The sequence below is a fragment of the Luteimonas sp. A534 genome (genome assembly GCF_054072805.1).
This window is the reverse complement of sequence record NZ_JBSVRR010000003.1, coordinates 355881-375795: the sequence shown is the minus strand read 5'-3', so window position 1 is coordinate 375795 and position 19915 is coordinate 355881. Positions and strand designations below refer to the sequence as shown.

Annotated in this window: 16 protein-coding genes and 1 riboswitch; of the genes, 8 read left to right on the top strand and 8 right to left on the bottom strand. The window is 69.7% G+C overall.

Annotation, left to right across the window (positions count from 1 at the left end; all coding sequences use genetic code 11):
- Positions 1 to 13: 13 nt before the first annotated feature.
- Complete coding sequence (locus ACW5F0_RS09905) at positions 14 to 3607, bottom strand: ATP-binding protein (protein ID WP_456999665.1); 3594 nt, start codon at positions 3605 to 3607, stop codon at positions 14 to 16.
- 149 nt (positions 3608 to 3756) lie between these two features.
- Here ACW5F0_RS09905 and ACW5F0_RS09900 point away from each other — a divergent pair, with 149 nt between their 5' ends.
- Positions 3757 to 4413 (top strand): YceI family protein, encoded by a 657-nt coding sequence (locus ACW5F0_RS09900; RefSeq protein WP_456963768.1) that lies wholly within the window; start codon positions 3757 to 3759, stop codon positions 4411 to 4413.
- Positions 4414 to 4443: 30 nt separating this feature from the next.
- On the opposite strand, the gene ACW5F0_RS09895 is transcribed toward ACW5F0_RS09900, so the two are convergent.
- Positions 4444 to 4671: a glutaredoxin family protein gene (locus ACW5F0_RS09895; RefSeq protein ID WP_456963767.1), complete on the bottom strand. Its 228-nt coding sequence runs from the start codon at positions 4669 to 4671 to the stop codon at positions 4444 to 4446.
- A gap of 92 nt (positions 4672 to 4763) precedes the next feature.
- Here ACW5F0_RS09895 and ACW5F0_RS09890 point away from each other — a divergent pair, with 92 nt between their 5' ends.
- Entirely contained in the window at positions 4764 to 6146 is a 1383-nt protein-coding gene (locus ACW5F0_RS09890) for an L-serine ammonia-lyase (RefSeq protein WP_456963766.1), read from the top strand.
- On the opposite strand, the gene ACW5F0_RS09885 is transcribed toward ACW5F0_RS09890, so the two are convergent.
- The 3 genes from ACW5F0_RS09885 to metX are packed head-to-tail and all read right to left on the bottom strand — an operon-like array spanning position 6133 to position 9508.
- A complete protein-coding gene (locus ACW5F0_RS09885; protein WP_456963765.1) occupies positions 6133 to 7248 on the bottom strand; it encodes a homoserine dehydrogenase in 1116 nt (371 codons plus the stop codon). The two genes, ACW5F0_RS09890 and ACW5F0_RS09885, sit on opposite strands and share 14 nt — an antisense overlap.
- The gene (locus tag ACW5F0_RS09880) at positions 7245 to 8453 is read right to left on the bottom strand and encodes an O-succinylhomoserine (thiol)-lyase (RefSeq protein WP_456963764.1); all 1209 of its coding nucleotides are present in this window, start codon (positions 8451 to 8453) and stop codon (positions 7245 to 7247) included. Before ACW5F0_RS09880 ends, ACW5F0_RS09885 begins: the two co-directional genes overlap by 4 nt.
- Positions 8450 to 9508 (bottom strand): homoserine O-succinyltransferase MetX, encoded by a 1059-nt coding sequence (gene metX, locus ACW5F0_RS09875; RefSeq protein WP_456963763.1) that lies wholly within the window; start codon positions 9506 to 9508, stop codon positions 8450 to 8452. Before metX ends, ACW5F0_RS09880 begins: the two co-directional genes overlap by 4 nt.
- Positions 9509 to 9617: 109 nt before the next feature.
- Positions 9618 to 9736, bottom strand: a riboswitch (SAM riboswitch).
- 107 nt (positions 9737 to 9843) lie between these two features.
- On the opposite strand from metX, the gene ACW5F0_RS09870 reads away from it, so the two are divergent.
- From ACW5F0_RS09870 to ACW5F0_RS09850, 5 genes are all read left to right on the top strand, one after another.
- Entirely contained in the window at positions 9844 to 10938 is a 1095-nt protein-coding gene (locus ACW5F0_RS09870; RefSeq protein WP_456963762.1) for a phytase, read from the top strand.
- 2 nt (positions 10939 to 10940) lie between these two features.
- Positions 10941 to 11771, top strand: coding sequence for a M23 family metallopeptidase (locus ACW5F0_RS09865; RefSeq protein ID WP_456999646.1), 831 nt, complete (start codon positions 10941 to 10943; stop codon positions 11769 to 11771).
- A 319-nt stretch (positions 11772 to 12090) separates the two neighbouring features.
- Entirely contained in the window at positions 12091 to 13695 is a 1605-nt protein-coding gene (locus tag ACW5F0_RS09860; RefSeq protein WP_456999645.1) for a peptide chain release factor 3, read from the top strand.
- 323 nt (positions 13696 to 14018) lie between these two features.
- A complete protein-coding gene (gene trhA, locus ACW5F0_RS09855; RefSeq protein WP_456965205.1) occupies positions 14019 to 14657 on the top strand; it encodes a PAQR family membrane homeostasis protein TrhA in 639 nt (212 codons plus the stop codon).
- A gap of 78 nt (positions 14658 to 14735) precedes the next feature.
- Positions 14736 to 16691 (top strand): AsmA family protein, encoded by a 1956-nt coding sequence (locus tag ACW5F0_RS09850; RefSeq protein ID WP_456999644.1) that lies wholly within the window; start codon positions 14736 to 14738, stop codon positions 16689 to 16691.
- A 9-nt stretch (positions 16692 to 16700) separates the two neighbouring features.
- Here ACW5F0_RS09850 and ACW5F0_RS09845 read toward each other — a convergent pair whose 3' ends face one another.
- The 3 genes from ACW5F0_RS09845 to mtgA are packed head-to-tail and all read right to left on the bottom strand — an operon-like array spanning position 16701 to position 18913.
- A complete protein-coding gene (locus ACW5F0_RS09845; protein WP_456963758.1) occupies positions 16701 to 17132 on the bottom strand; it encodes a CBS domain-containing protein in 432 nt (143 codons plus the stop codon).
- Positions 17092 to 18120: a glycosyltransferase family 2 protein gene (locus tag ACW5F0_RS09840; protein WP_456963757.1), complete on the bottom strand. Its 1029-nt coding sequence runs from the start codon at positions 18118 to 18120 to the stop codon at positions 17092 to 17094. Before ACW5F0_RS09840 ends, ACW5F0_RS09845 begins: the two co-directional genes overlap by 41 nt.
- Before the next feature lie 40 nt (positions 18121 to 18160).
- Positions 18161 to 18913, bottom strand: coding sequence for a monofunctional biosynthetic peptidoglycan transglycosylase (mtgA, locus tag ACW5F0_RS09835; RefSeq protein WP_456963756.1), 753 nt, complete (start codon positions 18911 to 18913; stop codon positions 18161 to 18163).
- A gap of 86 nt (positions 18914 to 18999) precedes the next feature.
- Here mtgA and hslO point away from each other — a divergent pair, with 86 nt between their 5' ends.
- Positions 19000 to 19899 (top strand): Hsp33 family molecular chaperone HslO, encoded by a 900-nt coding sequence (gene hslO, locus ACW5F0_RS09830; protein WP_456999643.1) that lies wholly within the window; start codon positions 19000 to 19002, stop codon positions 19897 to 19899.
- Positions 19900 to 19915 lie beyond the last annotated feature (16 nt).

Here is a 19915-nt window from a genome sequence, read left to right as displayed (position 1 = left end):
TCCGTGGCACGGCTCACGCCGGCGCGGAGGGCCCGGACTCCGGAGCCGCGGCCCCGCCGGCTGCGGGTGGGCGACGCAGCGCATCGATCGTTTCGCCCAGCATCGCACCGGTCACCGGCTTGCGCAGGAACCCGTCGAAGCCTGCGTCGCGCGCCAGCGGTTCGGCTTCGGCATCGGCGCGGGCGGTGATCGCGAGCAGCGGCGCGTCGAACCCGCCGGCGCGCAGCTGCCGTGCCAGCGCCAGGCCGGTGATGCCCGGCAGGTCGAGGTCGAGCAGCGCCATGTCGAATGCTGCATTCGTCGCCTCGGACAGCGCAGCCAGCCCGTGCGGCACGTGGACCACATCGTGGCCTTGCGCGCGAAGCAGGCCGCAGATGACCTCGGCGACCGTGGTGTCGTCCTCGACCAGCAGCAGCGACAGTCCGCCGCGCCGGGCACGCCCGGGAACCACCGCTGCGGTGACGGTCTCAGGCCCCGGCGACGTCGCTTGCAGCGGCAGGTCGACGGTGAAGTCCGTGCCCTGACCCGGTGTGCTGTCGAGTTCGATGCGCCCGCCCATGGCCACCGCCAGCTCCTGGCAGATCGCCAAGCCCAGGCCACTGCCGCCGTAGCGGGCCGCAGTGCGCGCGCCATCGGCCTGCTCGAAGCGCTGGAACAGGTGCGCCTGCTGCTCTTCGTTGAGGCCAGGCCCCGTGTCCGACACCACCAGCCGCACGCCCCCCGTGGCGATCGGCCCCGCCTGCATCGAGATGCTGCCCTCCTCGGTGAACTTGACCGCGTTGCCCAGCAGGTTGAGCAGGATCTGTTGCACGCGTCCGGCATCACCCAGCAGCCAGCGAGGGGTCTGCGTGTCGATGTGGCAGCGGAACCGGAGACCGCGCTGCCGGGCCATCGGCTCCACCAGGCCACAGACCTCGTCGAACACCGCCACCAGGTCGAAGGGCTGCGCCACGAGCTCCAGCTTGCCGGCCTCGATCCGCGCCAGGTCCAGCGCGTCGTTCACCAGCCGCATCAGGTGTTCCCCGGCCCGACGGATCGCATCGGCATAGCCGCGCTGCCGCGTGTCCAAGCTGGTGCCCAGCAAGAGTTCGCTCATTCCCAGCACGCCGGTCATCGGCGTGCGGACCTCGTGTCCGAGCGTGGCCAGGAAACGTGTCTTCGCGTCCGAAGCCTGCTCGGCCAGTTCGCGTTTCTGCTTGTTGAGCTGCCAGGCGTGGCGTCGCTTCAGCCGCAGCCGATACAGGTGCACCACCCACAGCATGAGCAGCGCGACGGCCACCGCGAACATCGCCACCGCCCAGGGCGCCTTCCACCAGGGCGGCTCCACGGCCAGCCGCAGGCTCTGGACGGGCGTCCATTCGTCGTCGGCCGTGCGTGCCTGGACGTCGAGCCTGTACTGGCCGGGCGCCAGCCGCGCGAACACGCGCTCGCCGCTGGCGCCAGTCTCGACCCAGCCGGGATCGTAGCCATGCAGGAGGAAGCGATAGCGGTGGGCATGGGCGTCGGTGAACGACAGCAGCCGGGCCACCACGTGCAGATCGCGATCGTCATGCCGCAGCGAGAGGTGGCCTTGCGGCGACAGCACCACGCGTTCATCGCCACGCCGCAGGTCGACGGACTCGATGGCCAGCGTGGGCGTGCTCTGGCTCCACTGCACCTGGCGCGGATGGAACAGCAGCAGGCCATCCGCGGTGCCGGCGGCGACATACCCCTGGTCGGAGACGGCGACCGGATATTCGCTGAACTCCTGGCTGGGCAAACCGTCGTGGACACCGTAGACCCGCAGCCGGTCGCTTTCCGGATCGAAGCGCACCAGCCCGCGCACGGTCGTCAGCCAGACCACCCCGACGTCATCGACCAGGACACCGCCGGGCGCGACCATCGGCAGGCCCTGCTCCGCACCCACGGAGCGCTGGCGGGTAAGCGCGGCGCCGTCCCAGGAAAATGCACCAAGCTCCCCGTACCCGGCCAGCCAGACCATTCCATCGATGCCAAGCGCCACGCTGTAGACGCCGGTTCCGGGGGCACCGGGAACGGGTTCGAACTTGCGCAGGCCATCGTCCCAGGCCAGCAGCCCGTGGCTGGTCGCCACCCAGACCCCGCCATCGGGGGCATGCACGAGGTGTTCGACGAGCATGGCCGCGCCCAGGCCCCGGCCGTCACCGCGATGGATCGTGTCGAGCACCCGTCCGCGGGCGTCGCGCAGCTGGATGCTCTGGTGGCTGGCCAGCCACAGGCTGCCGTCGCGCTGCTCGACGAACTGCGCGATGCGACCCGGCGGCGCGGCGTCGTCGCTGCCGTCCGCATACCAGCGCCGCACCTCATCGGAGCGTGGATCGAACCGCACCAGCTGGTCCTGGCAGCCCAGCCAGACGCCGCCGTCGCGCGCCTCGATGACACCGGTCACGAACAGTGCGCCGCAGACCGCGGACAGCCGGTGCTCGATCGCGCCGCTCTCGGGTGCCAGGTGATCGAGCACGCCGCCGCTGCCGACGAGCCACAGCCCTCCGCCGGCGCCCGTCGCGGACGGCGCAGCGCTGTAGACGAAGGCATTGCCGGGCGACGCGGGATCGTTGATGCGCCGCTGCAGCACGGTGAAGTTGCGCCAGTTCGCGGGCAGGTGCCACAGGCCCGAGTCGGAACTGGCGAACCACAGGCCGCCCTCGCGGTCCTCGTAGGCGGTCGACCATGCCGGGCGCACCAGTCCGCGGCTGGTGTTGCTGTACAGCGGCACGTGCTCGACGCGGTCGCCGTGGACCCATGCGAGGCCGCTCCGCGTGTCCAGCCAGCGCGCGCCCTGGGAGTCCTGCAGCAGCATGTTCAACGCCCGCTCGCCGAGCGCCGGGTCGGTCCACCGCAGCTGTTCGATGCGGCCGTCCGCATGGCGCACCATGCCCGCGCCGTGTATGCCCATCCACAGGCTGCCGGCATCGTCCAGCGCCATGCCGTCGACCATCAGCGTGCCCAGTTTTTCCGGCGGCAAGCGGTCGAAGCCGTCCCCTGTCCAGCGCGCGACACCGCCCTTGGTGCCGACCCACAGCGTGCCGTCGCGGCGATCCACCACCAGGTGCGAGACGCCGTCGGACGGCAGGCTGCGGACATCACCGGGATCATACTGGTAGCGCTGCAGGCGGCCATCCGCCGACAGCCGGTGCAGGCCGCCCTCCGAGGTGCCGAACCAGATGTCTCCGTCCGGCGTTCCATTGATCGACCAGACGTCGTTGCTGGCCATCTCGGGCTGCGTCGCGCGGTCGTACCAGGTGAAGTGCTCGCGGTCGACGTCGAGCATGGCCATGCCCGCCGTGGAGGTGCCGATCCAGATCCGGTCCCTGGCGTCGACATGCACCGACCACACGAAGTTGTCGCGCAGGCCGTCGCCCACGCGCCAGATGCGGAAGCCGACGCCGTCGTAACGCGCAAGGCCATCGCGCGTGGCGATCCACAGGTAGCCCTGCCGGTCCTCGTCGATGGCGTTCACGCGGTTTGACGGCAAGCCGTCGAACACGCTCACCTGGCGCGGTTGCGGCAGCTGGGGCACGGAGGCGCCGGCCGCACCCGCCAGCAGGCACAACAGCCACAGCCACGAACGCATCGCCCAGCGCCGCATCGAACTCCCCATGTCGTCCGCGGTGCCCCCGGCACCGTCCGACTCCACGGGCATCGTCGCAATGCCACCGCGCTGGCGCAAGTTTCACCATTCACGGCCTGCGCCTAGAATCGGGCCGACCACCCATCCGGCCGCACCCTGGGAACGCCATGCGAAGCATCCTCCATCGGCCAATGCTGCGCGCGGCGGTGCTCATCGCAGCCTGCATGCTGGCCGGCGCGTGTGCGCAGCCGGCGACCCGCGGCGCACTGCCCGCCGGTGCGCTCGCAAGCCTGGAGCCTGCGCAGCATCCGGAGGCCAGGACCTACACGCTGGACCCGGTGCACACGCGCATCGCGATCGCGGTCGACCACGCCGGATTCTCGAAAGCCATCGGCACGGTGTCGGGGACCACCGGCACGCTGCAACTGCTGCCGGGCTCCTGGGAGGGCGCGCGCGTGGCAGCGGACATCCCGCTGTCCCAGCTGGACTTCGGCAACGCGGACTGGAACCACGCGGTGGCCGCGAGCGGACTGCTCGACTCCGGGCGGCACCCTGTCGCCAGCTTCCGCTCCACGCGTGTGGAACCGCTCGATGCCGACCGCGCCCGCATCCACGGCGAACTCACGATGCGTGGCACGACCCGCGAAATCGTCCTGGAAGCCGTGCGCAATGCCGAGCGGCGGCACCCCCTGCCACCGTTCCGGAACACCGTGGGATTCTCGGCGACGGCGACGCTCAGCCGGGGCGAATTCGGCAGCAGCGCGTGGAGTTCGATGATCGGGGACGCGGTCGAGGTGCGGATCGAGGTGGAAGCCACGCAATAGACGCCCAGGCCTGGCGGGGGCCCTCGGAGGTCACCGCCCGAGGAATGCCTCCAGCCGGCCGGCATCGAAGGGCCAGGCCAGTTCGCGCCCATCGGCCCCGTCGCGCAGCACCGGCACGCGCTCGCCATAGTCCGCTTCCAGCGCCTCGTCGCCATCGATGAACACGCTCTCGAACTCGGGCGCGCGCGCCGCGGCCAGCACCTCGAGAGCGAGATCGCAGAGGTGGCATTCATCGCGCTGGAACAGGATCAAGGGCATCGCCGGAGGCCTGGCAGTGTTGCGCCCATGCGGGCGTTGGGAGTCGGGGCGGGCGCTATCATAGGCAATACACCCTGCCTTTCCGGTATGCCATGGCCGTCAGCACGTTCGACCTCTACAAGATCGGCATCGGTCCGAGCTCGTCCCACACCGTGGGGCCGATGCGCGCCGCGGCGCGTTTCGTCGAACACTGGCTGGACGAACCGGGCCGCCTGGGCGACGTCGCCCGGGTCCGTGCGGAGGTCTTCGGCTCGCTGGCGATGACCGGCCGCGGCCACGGCACCGACAAGGCCGTGCTGATGGGATTCGAGGGCCAGCACCCCAACACCATCGACCCCGACATCATCCCGGCCGCGCTGGAGCGTATCCGGGGCGGCAAGCAGGTGCTGCTGCTCGGCCGCCACCCGGTGCCGTTCGACGAAAAGCGCGACCTGGTGATGAACAAGCGCCAGAAGCTGCCGCACCACACCAACGGCATGCGCTTCACCGCGTATGACGCCAACGAGGAAGTGATCGCCACCCGCGACTACTACTCGGTCGGCGGTGGCTTCGTGGTCAACCAGGACGAAGCCGCGGAAGACCGCATCGTGGCCGACACCACGCCGGTGCCGTATCCGTTCCACAGCGGCGACGAACTGCTGGCGCAGACGGAAGAACACGGGCTCAGCATCGCCCAGCTGATGATGGCCAACGAGGTCTCGTGGCGCAGCGAGGACGAGGTGCGTGCGGGCCTGCGCGAGATCCATGACGCGATGCAGGCGTGCATCCAGCGCGGCATCGCCAATGGCGGCACGCTGCCCGGCGGGCTGCGCGTGTCACGCCGTGCGCCGGCGCTGTACGCCGAGCTGTCCGAGCGCCCGGAAGCCGGCATGCGCGACCCGCTGACCACGCTCGACTGGGTGAACCTGTACGCGCTGGCGGTGAACGAAGAAAACGCAGCGGGCGGTCGCGTGGTGACTGCGCCGACCAACGGCGCCGCCGGCATCCTGCCCTCGGTGATGCGCTATTACGAGCGCTTCTGCCAAGGGGCGAACGAACAGGGCGTGTTCGACTACCTGCTCACCGCCGCCGCGGTCGGCATCCTCTACAAGGAAAACGCCTCCATCTCCGGCGCCGAGGTCGGCTGCCAGGGCGAAGTCGGCGTGGCCTGCTCGATGGCCGCCGCGGGCCTGACCGCGGCGCTGGGCGGCAGCCCGAGCCAGATCGAGAACGCCGCCGAGATCGGCATGGAACACAACCTGGGGCTGACCTGCGATCCCATCGGGGGCCTGGTGCAGATCCCGTGCATCGAGCGCAACGCCATGGGGGCGGTGAAGGCGATCAACGCCTCGCGCATGGCCATGCGCGGCGACGGCAAGCACAAGGTATCGCTGGACGAGGTCATCAAGACCATGCGCGACACCGGCCGCGACATGCAGGACAAGTACAAGGAAACCAGCCGCGGCGGGCTCGCGGTCAACGTCATCGAGTGCTGAGGCGCACGATCCGCAGCACATCGTCGAGCAGGGCTGCCGCCGTCACTTCGGCGCCGGCGCCCGGCCCACGGATCACCAGTGGCTGCTCGCGGTAGCGGCAGCTCCTGATCGCGACCAGGTTGTCGGTGCCGCCGCCGGCGCACAGCGGATGCGTGGCCGGCAGCGCCCGCAGCCCCACGTCCGCATCGCCATCACTGAAGCGGCCGACGAAGCACAGCCGGGCGCCGTCCCGCCTGGCAAGCGCCAAGCGCTCGGCCAGCAGCGTATCGAGCAGCCCGTACTGCGCGTCGGCCATGGCCGCATCGGCGCCCGCCAGTGCTTCGGGCAGCAGCGAATCCACCCGAACCTGCCCTGCTTCCAGTGGCCATCCGGCTGCACGCGCGAGGATCAGCAGCTTTCGGCGCACGTCCTCGCCCGACAGGTCGATGCGCGGATCGGGTTCGGTATAGCCGGCCTCACGGGCTTCGCGCACCAGGGCAGAAAACGGTCGCGTGGCGTCATGACGGTCGAACAGCCAGGCCAGCGAACCCGACAACACACCTTCCAGCGCGTTGATCCGGTCGCCGCCGGCCACCAGGGCGCGGATGGAACGCAGCAAGGGCAGCCCGGCGCCGACCGTGGCGCTGTCGCCGTAACGCGCGTCGCCCTCCCGCTGTGCCTCCACGATCGCCTGCGCACGTGACAGCCCGGCACCGTTGCCGAGCTTGTTGGCGCTGACCACGTGCACGCCGCGCGCGAGCCACTCGCTATGCCAGTCGGCGACGCGGTCGCTTGCGGTGGCGTCGATGGCGATGTCGCCGCGACGCAGCCCTTCGGCCTGCACCCAGGGCGCAAAGGCATCGTCACGCGGCGCTGCGGAGTTCACCCGGGCAAGAGCAGCCACGGGGTCCGCGCCGCACTCGGCCAGCGCGCGCGAATTGGTCAGCCAGGCGAACGTCGGAACCTCAACGCCCCGCGCGCGCAGCTGTTCGCAGCGGGCCACGAAGGCGCGTCCCACCGTGCCGGTGCCGAGCAGTGCCAAGCGGGGCACGAGATCCGCGCGACGCGACGCAGGCGGCCGGACGGTGTGTCCATGCAGCGGTACTGGCGCCACGGCGCTCATGCATCCACCTGCCTGCGCACGGCTGGCGCCTGCGTGCGGGCCGCGCGCTCCAGCGCCGCGGCCACGTCGGCCTGCAGGTCGGCGCAGGATTCAATGCCGATCGACAGGCGCAGCAGCCCGTCGGAAATCCCGGCGCGCTTGCGCGCCTCGGCCGTCATCGCTGCATGCGTCATCGTGGCTGGATGCGCGACCAGGCTTTCCACGCCGCCCAGCGACTCGGCCAGCGTGAAGCAGCGCAGCCCGTCCAAGAATGCGCGCACCGCCGCTTCGCCGCCGTGCAGCTCCACGCTCAGCATGGCGCCGAAACCCGCCTGTTGCCGCGCGGCCACGGCATGTCCCGGATGCGTCTCCAGCCCCGGCCAATGGACCGTCGCCACCGCCGGATGCGCATCGAGCTGGCGTGCGACGGCTTCGGCGTTTTCCTGGTGCACCCGCACGCGCGCATCGAGCGTGCGCAGGCCGCGCAGTGTGAGGAAGCTGTCGAAAGGCGCGCCGGTGATACCGAGCGCGTTCGCCCACCAGGTGAACCGATCGTGCAGCTCCGGGGTGGCCGCCACCACGGCGCCGCCGACGACGTCGCTGTGACCGTTGATGTACTTGGTGGTGGAATGCAGCACCGCATCCGCGCCGAAGTCGATCGGTCGCTGTAGCGCAGGCGACAGGAAGGTGTTGTCGACCGCGACCAGGGCGCCCGCACGGTGCGCCGCTTCGATGACGAAGCGCAGGTCGGTGATGCGCAGCAGGGGGTTGGACGGCGTCTCGACCAGCACCAGTTTCGGCTGCGTCGCCAGGGCATCGGCCAGCGCGCGCGGATCGGTCAGGTCGACGGTGACGAGTTCGAAGTGGCCCTTGCGCGCCAGCGCGTCGAACAGCCGCCAGCTGCCGCCATAGGCATCATGCGGCACCACCAGGCGCTCTCCGGGCTCGAGCAGCGCATGCAGCAGCAGCGCGATCGCCGCCATGCCGCTGGAGGTCACCACGCCGCCTGCACCGCCTTCGAGGCCTGCCAGCGCTTCACCGAGCAGGTCGCGGGTGGGATTGCCGCTGCGCGTGTAGTCGTATTCGCGCTTGCCGCCGATGCCGTCGAAGCTGAAGTTCGACGACAGCACCAGCGGCGGCACCACGGCGCCGAAGGCCTCGTCGCGGTCGATGCCCGCACGCACTGCAAGCGTGGCGGTGGCATGGCCGGCTGCGGGCGCGCTCATGCCGCCACCTCCGCGGCCAGCGCAGCGCGAAGGATGGCGTCGACGCGGCCGTCGTCCTTGAGGAAGGCATCGTGGCCATGCGGCGAACGCAGCACGCGCAGGGTGGCGCGGCCGCCCAGCCCCTCCACCAAGGCCACCGCCTCCGACAGCGGGACCAGCGGATCGCCTTCCACCGCGACCACGGTGGTGGGCGCCTTCACCTGGGCCGGGTCCACGCGATGCAGGTCGAGCGATTCCGACAGCCGCTGCCAGGCCAGCACGGGTGTCCTGGCAACGAAGCGCGCACCCGCCGCGTCCAGGTAGTCTTCGGCCGCGACGCGCACGCGTCCGTTGGCGACCTCCGCAGGCGCATCGAAGCGCGCGGCGAACCCCTCTCCGCTGCGATAGCCCAGCATCGCGAACTGCCGGGCCAGCGAAAGACCCTGGTCGCCAGCGCACTGCAGCTCGCCCAGCGCCACCGCCTTGCGCTGCAGCGCGCGCCAGGCCGCGGCCCAGGGATGCGCGCGGTGCGCCCCGCTGACCACCACCAGTCTTTCGAGCCGCGCACGATGGCGCGCCGCGAACTGCAGCGCCACTGCCGCACCGTAGGAATAGCCGACAAAGGCATGCAGGCGCGCGATGCCCAGCGTATCGAGCAGCACCGCCGCGGCATCGGCCTGGTCGGCGGTGTCGATCACCGCGTCCAGCGTGCCGTCGGCGCCGACATGGTCGAAGGCGAGCAGGCGCAGACGGGAGGGATCCAGCGCGCGGCCACTCCCGACCACGGCTTCGGCCCAGCCGCGGCCGGGCAGCGATGCATTGGCGGCAAGGTGGCGGCCAGCCGATATCCCGCCCGAAACCAGCACCACCGGCGCCCCGTCCGGACCACTCAGCTCCCAGGCCAGGCGTAGTCGACGCGCGCCGGCGTAGCGCATGGGCAGCACGACATCGATGTCGCCGCGCACGGATGCATGGCCGGCTGCCGGACAGATGGCTGCGGCAACCTGCGGTTCGCAGGTGGAAGGGAACGGTGCGGCCAGAGGGGCTGCAGCGGCGACGCGGTCTTCGAGGCTCATGGCGATATCCGGGAAAGGGACAAGGCCATCGATGCCGCGGGGCATGCCGGAAGACGGGTAGCGCCGCGCGACCACGGCGATACGCGACGGACCGCCGCGAGGCGATCCGCAACCATCTTCCGGTGGACGCACAGGTCCCCGCAGGACTTGGCACGGCGGACGGGGCTTGCGCCCCATCCAGTTGCCCCGGCTTCGTCGGGCCTGTCCCTCAGCCGGTCTCGATGGATGGCGGCAGCTTGGCAGCGCGCCCGACCGCTGTCAATCGCTTCATGCGGATGAAGCGATATAAATCGGTCACAGTGCGGGGACCCGCCTCGCCACCGCATAATCGCGCCATGTCGAAAACTCTCGTTGCGGGCGCGCTCGCCCTGCTCCTCACCGCCTGTGCCACTGCTCCACGTTCGGCGCCGCCATCCACGGCCGGGGCCGATGCAGCCCCATCGAGCCTGGTCGCCGAAGCCTGGATCTCGCCCGATGTCCGCGGCGAGGAGCTGGACTCCGTCGCCACCTGGGTGGACGCCGACGGCCGCACCTGGCTGCTGGCCACCGGCAAGTCCACCCATCGCCTTTCGCTGTTCGATGGCGACAGCGGCGAGCCTTTGCGCAGCATCGGCACGCGCGGCAAGGCGCCGGGCGAGTTCAACCGTCCCAACGGCCTGACGGTGTTCGGCGACCTGCTGTTCGTGGTCGAACGCGACAACCATCGCGTACAGCTGCTGTCGCTGCCCGACTTCGCACCCCAGGCGATCTTCGGCTCCGACGAGCTGCGCAGCCCCTACGGCATCTGGCTGCACGAGTCCGCGCCGGGCGAGCTCGAGGCCTTCGTCACCGACAGCTTCATGTACGGCGAACGCTACGACGTGGTGCCGCCGGCGGAAGAGCTTTCACAGCGCGTGCGCCGTTACCGCCTGCGCTTCGACGACCAGGGCCACCTCGATGCCGCCTATCTCGGTTCCTTCGGTGAAACCGAGGGGCCCGCCCGCCTGAACATGGTCGAGTCCATCGCCGGCGACCCGGCCCACGACCGCCTCCTGGTCGCGGAAGAAGACAAGGCCAGCCCGTCCAACCTGCACGTCTACGGGTTCGACGGCCGCTGGACCGGCCGCAGCCTGCCCGAAGGCACCTTCACCGGCGAGGCCGAGGGCGTGGTGCTCTGGGCCTGCAGCGCCACGGGAGGCTACTGGCTGGCGGTCGACCAGCAGGCGCCGCTGACCTGGTTCCACCTCTTCGACCGCGCCGACCTGTCACCGGTGGGCAGCTTCCACGGCGAGGTCACTGCGCGCACCGACGGCATCGCCCTGCACGCGGCCGCCACGCCACGCTTCCCGGGCGGCGTGCTGTACGCGGTGCATGACGACCGCGCAATGTCGGCCTTCGACCTGCGCGACATCGTCGTAGCCTTGGGCCTGGATCCCGCCTGCCTGCACTGACGATGCGCATGCGTTCCGCCGCCATCGTGCTTGCGTGGATCGCCGCGGTCGGCGTGGCACACGCGGAGGGTCCGCAGCAGCAGCGTGGACATGCCGGGCCTGCGCCCCTGGCGCGACTGGATGTCGTCGATCGTGGCCATGGCCCCGAGGCCTGGGCGGAAAACCTCCTGTCCGGGCCGATCGAAGTCGTGCTGCGCGCCCGCGGACCGACGCCGGCGGCACGCCCCGCACTGCCCGCGCGCGCCACGGTTCCGGCGCTTGCCCGGGTCCTGGTCGCGCGCGTCGACCGCAGCGATGCGCAGCTGCTGCTTGAAGTCGTTCCCGGGCATCCGGGCGCGCGACCACTGGACGTCGAGTACGCCTGGCCCCTGGCGACCCGCACGCTGCGCATCGGGCAGGGCTGGGGCGGCGGTGTCAGCCACCGCGACGACGAAAACCGGCATGCAGTGGATTTCGCGGTGCCCGAAGGTACGCCCGTGCTGGCCGCACGCGACGGCGTGGTGATGCAGGTCGAGGCGCGCTTCACCCGGGGCGGCATGGCCTCGCCCGACGACATCGACCGCGCCAACTTCATTCGCATCCTCCACGGCGACGGCACCATGGCCGTTTATGCACACCTGGCGCCGGGTGGCGTGCAGGTCCGCCAGGGCGAGCGCGTGCGCCGCGGCCAGCACATCGGCACCTCGGGCAGCACCGGCTACAGCGGCGGCCCGCACCTGCACTTCGTGGTCCAGGCCAACCGCGGCCTGCGCCTGGCGTCGCTGCCCTTCAAGATGTTCGGTCCGGGCGGGATCCTGCGCTTCACCGAGGCTGTAGCGGGGGTCGAGCAGTAGGGCGAGGGCGTTTTTGCCACGGATTTACGCGGATACCCGCGAATTTGCACGGATAGGCCAAAAGCATTTTTCAGCCACGGATCTACGCGGATGGACGCGGATGGAACAAAGAGCTTTTCAGCCACTGATCTACGCGGATTACGCGGATCGGGCCGAGGCCAGCCGGATCAGTGCGTCCTACCCCTCTTTCCCAGCCTGATCCGCGTGAATCCGCGCGGATCCGCGTCATCCGTGGCAAAAATGCTCTTTCGATACCCGCCGCCCCCGTATAATTGCCGGCTTCCCGCCCACTCCCGGCGCCAGCAAGGCGCGTATCGCCATGCCTGACGTTTCCAGTGAAGCCGCCCGCCGCCGTACGTTCGCGATCATTTCGCATCCCGACGCCGGCAAGACCACGCTGACCGAAAAGCTGCTGCTGTTCGGCGGTGCAATCCAGATGGCCGGGTCGGTGAAGGGTCGCAAGGCGGCGCGCCATGCCACGTCCGACTGGATGAAGCTGGAGCAGGAGCGCGGGATCTCGGTCACCAGCTCGGTGATGCAGTTCCCCTACGAGGGACACATCATCAACCTGCTCGACACCCCCGGCCACGCCGACTTCGGCGAGGACACCTATCGCGTGCTGACCGCGGTGGACAGCGCGCTGATGGTCATCGACGTCGCCAAGGGCGTGGAGGAACGGACCATCAAGCTGATGGAGGTGTGCCGCATGCGCGACACGCCGATCATGACCTTCATCAACAAGCTCGACCGCGAGGGGCGCGAGCCGATCGAACTGCTCGACGAGGTCGAGAGCGTGCTCGGCATCCAGTGCGCGCCGGTGACCTGGCCGATCGGCATGGGCAAGCGCCTGAAGGGCGTCGTACACCTGATCACCGGGGAAGTGCACCTGTACGAACAGGGCCGCAACTTCACCCGCCAGGACTCGACCATCTTCCCCTCGATCGACGACCCCGCCCTGGAAGCGCGCATCGGCGCCGACATGCTGGCCTCGCTGCGCGACGAACTGGAACTGGTGCAGGGCGCGAGCCACGCCTTCGACGTCGACGAATACCTGGCCGCGCGGCAGACCCCGGTGTTCTTCGGTTCGGCGGTCAACAACTTCGGCGTGCAGCCGCTGCTCGACTTCTTCGTGCGCCACGCGCCCTCGCCGCAGCCGCGCGCCACCACCAGCCGCGTCGTTGCGCCCGAAGAATCGAAGCTCACCGGCTTCGTGTTCAAGATCCAGGCGAACATGGATCCGCAGCACCGCGACCGCGTCGCCTTCATGCGCGTGTGCTCGGGCCGCTTCGAAGCCGGCATGAAGACCTTCCACGTGCGCACCGGCAAGGACATGAAGCTCGCCAACGCGCTGACCTTCATGGCCAGCGACCGCGAGATCGCAGCCGAGGCGTATCCGGGCGACGTGATCGGCATCCACAACCACGGCACGATCTCGATCGGCGACACCTTCACCGAGGGCGAGCAGTTCGCCTTCACCGGTATCCCCAACTTCGCGCCCGAGCTGTTCCGGCGCGCGCGCCTGCGCGACCCGCTGAAGCTCAAGCAGCTGCAGAAGGGCCTGGCGCAGCTGTCTGAAGAAGGCGCGACCCAGTTCTTCCGGCCTTTGATGTCGAACGACCTGATCCTGGGCGCGGTCGGCGTGCTGCAGTTCGACGTCGCCGCCTACCGGCTCAAGGCCGAGTACGGCGTGGACGCGATCTTCGAACCCGTGGGCGTCGTCACCACGCGCTGGGTGCACTGCGACAGCGAAAAGAAGCTCGAAGAGTTCCGCGAGAAGAACGCCCCCAACCTCGGCATTGATGCCGCTGGCGAACTGGTCTACCTGGCCCCGACCCGGGTCAACCTGCAGCTGGCCCAGGAACGCTGGCCCGACGTCCGCTTCGACGCCACCCGCGAACAGGTCCACACCCAAGGCGCGGGCTGAGGTTCTGGCGGGGCGGAGGAAGAGCGTTTTTTGCCGCGGATGACGCGGATTGGCGCGGGTTTACGCGGATCAAGCCAAGGCTTTGAGTTGCTCCTTGCGCTGACCCACTCCTATCCCGCGGCCTGCAGCAGAAGTGCCCCAGCCAGATCCGCGTAATCCGCGCTGATCCGTGGCTAAAAAAATGCTCTTGTCCTATCCGCGTAAATCCGCCTTTATCCGCGTGAATCCGTGGCAAGAAGCTTCTGCGGTACGACTGAGGCGCCGACAAGCCACGCATGGCATCATCGATCCGGCTTCTCCCCCGGGATTCCATCGTGTCGACCATGAACCTGCGCGCGAAGCGCGAAGAGCTCGCAAGCGCGTTGACCCATGGCCTGGGCGCCGCCGCGGCGCTCGCCGGCGGCGCGGTACTGATCACGCTGGCCGCGCTGCATGGCAACGGCTGGCAGCTGGGCGCGGCGATCGTGTTCGGCGTGTCCCTGCTGCTGCTCTATCTCGCGTCCACGCTCTACCACTCCTTCGAGCACCCGGTGCTCAAGGGCCGGCTGAAAGTCCTCGACCACTGCGCGATCTACCTGCTGATCGCCGGCACCTATACGCCCTTCACCCTGATTGGCCTGCGCGGACCGTGGGGCTGGAGCCTGTTCGTCGCGATCTGGTCGCTGGCCCTGGCCGGCGTGGTGTTCAAGCTGTTCTACACCGGGCGTTTCAAGCGCCTGTCCACGCTGGTCTACGTGGCCATGGGCTGGCTGGTGCTGGTGGCGATCAAGCCCGTCCTGGCCGCGCTTGATGCCTGGACCTTCGGCTGGCTGGTCGCGGGCGGCGTGCTCTACACGCTGGGCACGATCTTCTATCACCGCGAGTCGATCCCTTACTCGCACGCGATCTGGCACCTGTTCTGCATCGCCGGCAGCGTCTGCCATTACGTCGCCGTGATGGCGCAGGTGACGTTGAACGCCTGAACACCCCGGAACGCATTCACTGCGGTTTGACCGGGCCCGGTAGAGGCTGGACATCGCACCCGCACCCGGAGCCGGCGAATGCCGACGGATGTCCCGCCGCACGACACGCCCTATCGCAAGGCCGTTGTTGCCGTACACGCCCATCCCTGGCGCACGGCGGTGGCCATCGTCGGCGTGGGCCTGCTGGCCCTGGTGCTGCTGTGGGACTGGAACTGGTTCCGGGGCCCGGTCGAACGCATCGTCACCGCCCGCACCGGCCGCAGCTTCGACATCGGTGGCGACCTGCACGTCGACCTGGGCCGCACCGCCGTGATCCGTGCCGACCGGCTGATGCTCGGCAACGCCGGCTGGTCCGACACGCCGGAGATGGCCAGCGCCGATACGCTCGAGCTGCACGTCCGGCTGCTGCCGCTGCTGGCCGGCCGCATCCACATTCCGGAACTTCGCCTCTCGCGTCCCGATGTCCTGCTGGAAGCCGGCGACGACGGCGGCAATTGGCGCTTCGACGGCATGTCGGGCGATGGCGATGGGCCGCGCATCGACCACCTGCAGGTCGATACGGGCCGCCTGCGCTTCGTCGACGCCGCGCACGAGACCGACGTGGACCTCTCCGTCGCCAGTGAAGACACCGACGATCCGTCGCTGCGCCCGCTTGCGCTGAGCGGTGACGGCCACTGGCGCGGCGAAGCCTTCAAGGTGTCGGGTGCCGTCGCTTCCCCGCTGGAGTTGCGCGACACCGGGACGCCCTACGCGGTCGACCTGAAGGCATCCGCCGGCGCAACCCGCGCGCATGCCCGTGGCGCCATCACCCGCCTGCTCGGCTTGACTGCGTTCGACGTACAGATGGCACTGTCCGGCAAGGACCTCGAGGATCTCTATCCGCTGCTCGGGATCGCACTGCCGAACACGCCGCCTTACGAACTCGACGGCCGCCTCGTCCGCGAGGACGCCGTGTGGCGCTACGAGGGCTTCAGCGGCAAGGTCGGCGACAGTGATCTCGCCGGCACGGCCACCATCACCACAGGCCGCGAACGCCTGCTGTTCGAGGGCGACCTCCACTCCGACCTGCTCGACTTCGACGACCTCGCCGGCTTCGTCGGAGCCGCGCCGGAGAGCGGTGCCGGCGAGACCGGCAGCGCCGAGCTCGAAGCCGAAGCCAGCGAGTACACCGCCGCCGACCGCCTGCTCCCCGACACACCGTACGACCTGCACAAGCTGCGCACCATGGACGCCGACGTGCGCTGGAAGGCACAGCGCATCGAAGCGCCGGGCTGGCCGCTGGACGACATGGACGCGCACATCCTGCTCGAGGCCGGCCTGCTGCGGCTTGAGCCGCTGGACTTCGGCGTGGCCGGCGGCCGCGTGCGATCCACGATCCGCATGGACGCGCGCCAGGAAGCGATCCGCACCGATGCCGCCATCCGCGCGCGCGGGCTCGAACTGGGCCGGCTGTTTCCCGACTCGGCGCTCACCGACGATGCGGTCGGGCGGATCAGCGGCGACATCGACATCGCCGGCAGCGGCAATTCGATCGCGCGCATGCTCGGCAGCGCCGACGGCGAAGCCGTGCTCGGCATGGGCCGTGGCGAAGTCAGCAACCTGCTGCTCGAACTCGCCGGCCTCGATATCTTCGAGGCGCTCAGGTTCCTGCTCGGCAAGGACCGCAAGGTGGCGATCCGCTGCGCGTTCGGCGACTTCGTGATCGCCGATGGCGTGATGACCGCGCGCGCACTCGCCTTCGATACCTCGGACACGATCATCGTCGGCGAAGGTACGGTCGACCTCGACGAAGAGCAACTGGACCTCGTGCTCAAGCCGCGGCCCAAGGACCGGAGCATCCTCGCGCTGCGTTCGCCGCTGGTGGTCGACGGCAGCTTCCGCGACCCGGGCTTCCGGCCGGACATGGGGCGCCTCGGCCTGCGCGGCGCGATCGCGCTGACGCTGGCGAGCATCGCGCCGCCCGCGGCGCTCCTGGCCACGCTGGAACTGGGACCGGGCGAAGACAGCGACTGTGGCGGCCAATACGCGCAGTGACCTGCGGGTTCAGGAGGTGATGTAGCGCTGCAGCTGGTCGAGTTCGTACTGCTGCTCCTCGATCACCGCCTTGACCAGGTCGCCGATGGAGACCAGGCCCACCACCCGGCCATCGGCGACGACGGGCAGATGGCGGACACGCCGTTCGGTGACCAGTTGCATGCAGGCCGGTGCGACATCATCCAGGCCGACGGTAACGATGTCGGCGGTCATGATGTCGCGTACCGGTGTTTCCTTCGACGAGCGTCCGTCGAGCACGATCTTCCGCGCGTAGTCGCGTTCGGACACCATGCCGGCGAGCCGCCCTCCCGGCTCAAGCACCACCAGTGCGCCGATGCCCTTCTCGGCCATCAGCCGGATGGCGTCGATCACCGCCGCATCCGGACCGATCGCGTGGACTTCAGGACCCTTGGACTCCAGCAGCTGCCTCACCGTGCGCATCGCGGCCTCGCTCGATCGTGGGTGGCATGGCCGAGCATACCCCTTCGGCCGGCGACCAGGTGTCGACCACGTACAGCGGCCGCTGCTTGGACTCTTCGTAAAGCCGGCCGAGGTATTCACCGATCAGCCCGAGCGCCATCAGCTGCACGCCGCCCAGGAACAGGATCACCGACATCATCGTCGGCCAGCCCGCCACCGGGTCTCCCCAGAACAGGGCCTTGAGGATGATCCACAGGCCATACGCGAACGCCACGACCGCGGTGGCGACGCCAAGGTAGGTCGCCAGCCGCAGCGGCGCGGTGGAAAAGCTGGTGATGCCTTCGAGTGCGAAGTTCCACAGCCGCCAGGCGTTGAACTTGCTGCTGCCGGCCAAGCGCGGTTCACGGCGATACGGAACGCTCACGCGATTGAAGCCGATCCAGCCGAACAGGCCTTTCATGAAGCGGTGCCGCTCGCGCAGTTCCCGCAGTGCGGCGAGCGCGCGCGGCGACAACAGGCGGAAGTCGCCGGTGTCGGTGGGCATCGGCGTTTTCGACAGCCGCTGCATCACACGGTAGAAGGCGTGCGCGGACGCGCGCTTGAACCAGCCCTCGCCCTCGCGCGCCTGGCGCGTGCCGTGGACGTCGTCATACCCCTCGCGCCAGCGCGCGACGAACCGCGGGATCAGCTCGGGCGGATCCTGGCCGTCGGCATCCAGGATCAGCGCCGCGCCTTCAACGACCCGGTCCAGGCCCGCCGTCAGCGCGGCCTCCTTGCCGAAGTTGCGCGACAGGCGCAGCAGCGACACCCGCGGGTCGGCGGTGGCCAGGTCCCGCAAGACCGTCCAGGTGGCATCGGTACTGCCGTCGTCCACATACAGCACGCCGCCGTCCACGCCGCCTTCGCTGGCCAGCCCTGCAAGCACGGCGCCCAGGCGGCGGTGCAGCTCCGGCAGCGACTGGGCCTCGTTGAAGGCCGCCACCACCACGGTCAGTCGATCGCGGGTCATGCCCTCATCCTATCGCGCGACGGCGGCGCTCCAGCCACCTTCATTCCAGGCCGTCCAGCCAGGCCGCACCGCCGAGGTTACGCATGTTCCGCTCGATCCACTGCACGCGCCGCTGCACATAGGGCCCCGGACGGTGCGCGCTGTAGCGTCGTGGGCTCGGCAACACCGCGGCCAGGCGCGCGCACTCACTGTTGGACAGGGCATCCGCGTCCTTGCCCCAGTAGCTGCGCGCCGCGGCCTGCGCACCGTAGATGCCGTCGCCGAACTCGGCCACGTTGACGTAGACCTCGAGGATGCGCTGCTTCGGCCACAGCAGTTCGATCCACAGCGTGTACCAGGCCTCGGCGCCCTTGCGCACCCAGCTGCGCCCGCTCCACAGGAACAGGTTTTTCGCCAGCTGCTGGCTGATCGTGCTGCCACCCCGGATGCGCTTGCCCTCCGAGTTGTGCTCCAGCGCGCGCTCGATGGCCTCGAGGTCGAAACCGCGGTGACGGGCGAAGTTCTGGTCCTCGGCAGCCACCGCCGCCAGCGGCAGCGAGGGCGCGATCCGGTCCAGGTCACGCCAGTCGTAAGCGATCCGGAAGCCGGCATCACCCGCGCGCAAGGCCTCGACCTGGCGGATGGCCATGAACGACGAGAACGGCGGATCGACGAAACGCAGCACCAGCACCTGCGCGATGCTCAGCAACGCCAGCAGCAGCGGCAGCTTCCACAGCCAGTGCCAGCGACTGCGCCGACGCCGCGGGGCCGGTGGCGACGCCGGTTCCGCGTCCTTGTTCCTGCCACGCGCCATCCCCATCTCCATCGTTCGCCCACACGCGGGCCGTTACGCTGATTATCCAGCCGCCGGCGCTCGCCACAATCGCAACCGGATTCCGCATGACCGCTTCCACCGAAAGCCATGACTTCCTGACCCGCTTCCTGCTGCCGCGCGCCGGGGTGCGCGGCGTGCACGTCCACCTGGGCGACACCTGGCGCCGGATCGCATCCAGCGACGACTACCCGCCGGTGGTGCGCGGCCTGCTCGGCGAGGCCGCGGTGGCGTCGGCGCTGTTCACGGGCCACGTCAAGGTGGACGGCCGGCTGTCGGTGCAGCTGCGCGGCGAGGGCGCGTTGCGCACCCTGTTCGCCGAATGCACCGCGGCGGGCACCCTGCGCGGCATTGCGCGGATGGCCGAAGGTGCCGGCGACATCGCCGCGCTCCAGGACCTCGGCGCCGACGCCCTGCTCGCGATCACGATCGAGAATCCGGGCATCGGCAGCCGCGATGCCGCGCGCTACCAGGGCCTTGTTCCGCTGGACGCCCCGGCACTGGCCGCTGCCTTCGAGAGCTACTTCACCCAGTCCGAGCAGCTGCCCACGCGGATCCTGCTGGCGGCCGGCGAGGACCACGCCACCGGCCTGATGCTGCAGAAGCTCCCGGCCGATGCGGGCGATGACGACGGCTGGAACCGCGCCAGCGCGCTGTTTTCCACCCTTGATGCCGGCGAACTGATGGCCACTGCGGGATCGACGCTGCTGCACCGGCTGTTCCACGAGGAGTCGCCGGAGCTGCTGGGCGGCCGCGCCCTGTCCTTTGCCTGCTCGTGCTCGCGCGGGCGGGTTGAGGCGATGCTGGCCTCGCTGGGCCGGGACGAGGCGGAAGCCGCGTTGGTTGAAGGCACGGCCACCGTGCGATGCGAATTCTGCGGACAGGGCTATGCGTTCGATGCCGGGGCCATACACGCCCTCTTCACTTCGGCGCAGCGCCCAATGGAGGCCCCCACGGGACTGCAGTAGCGTGGAGGGGATTGTT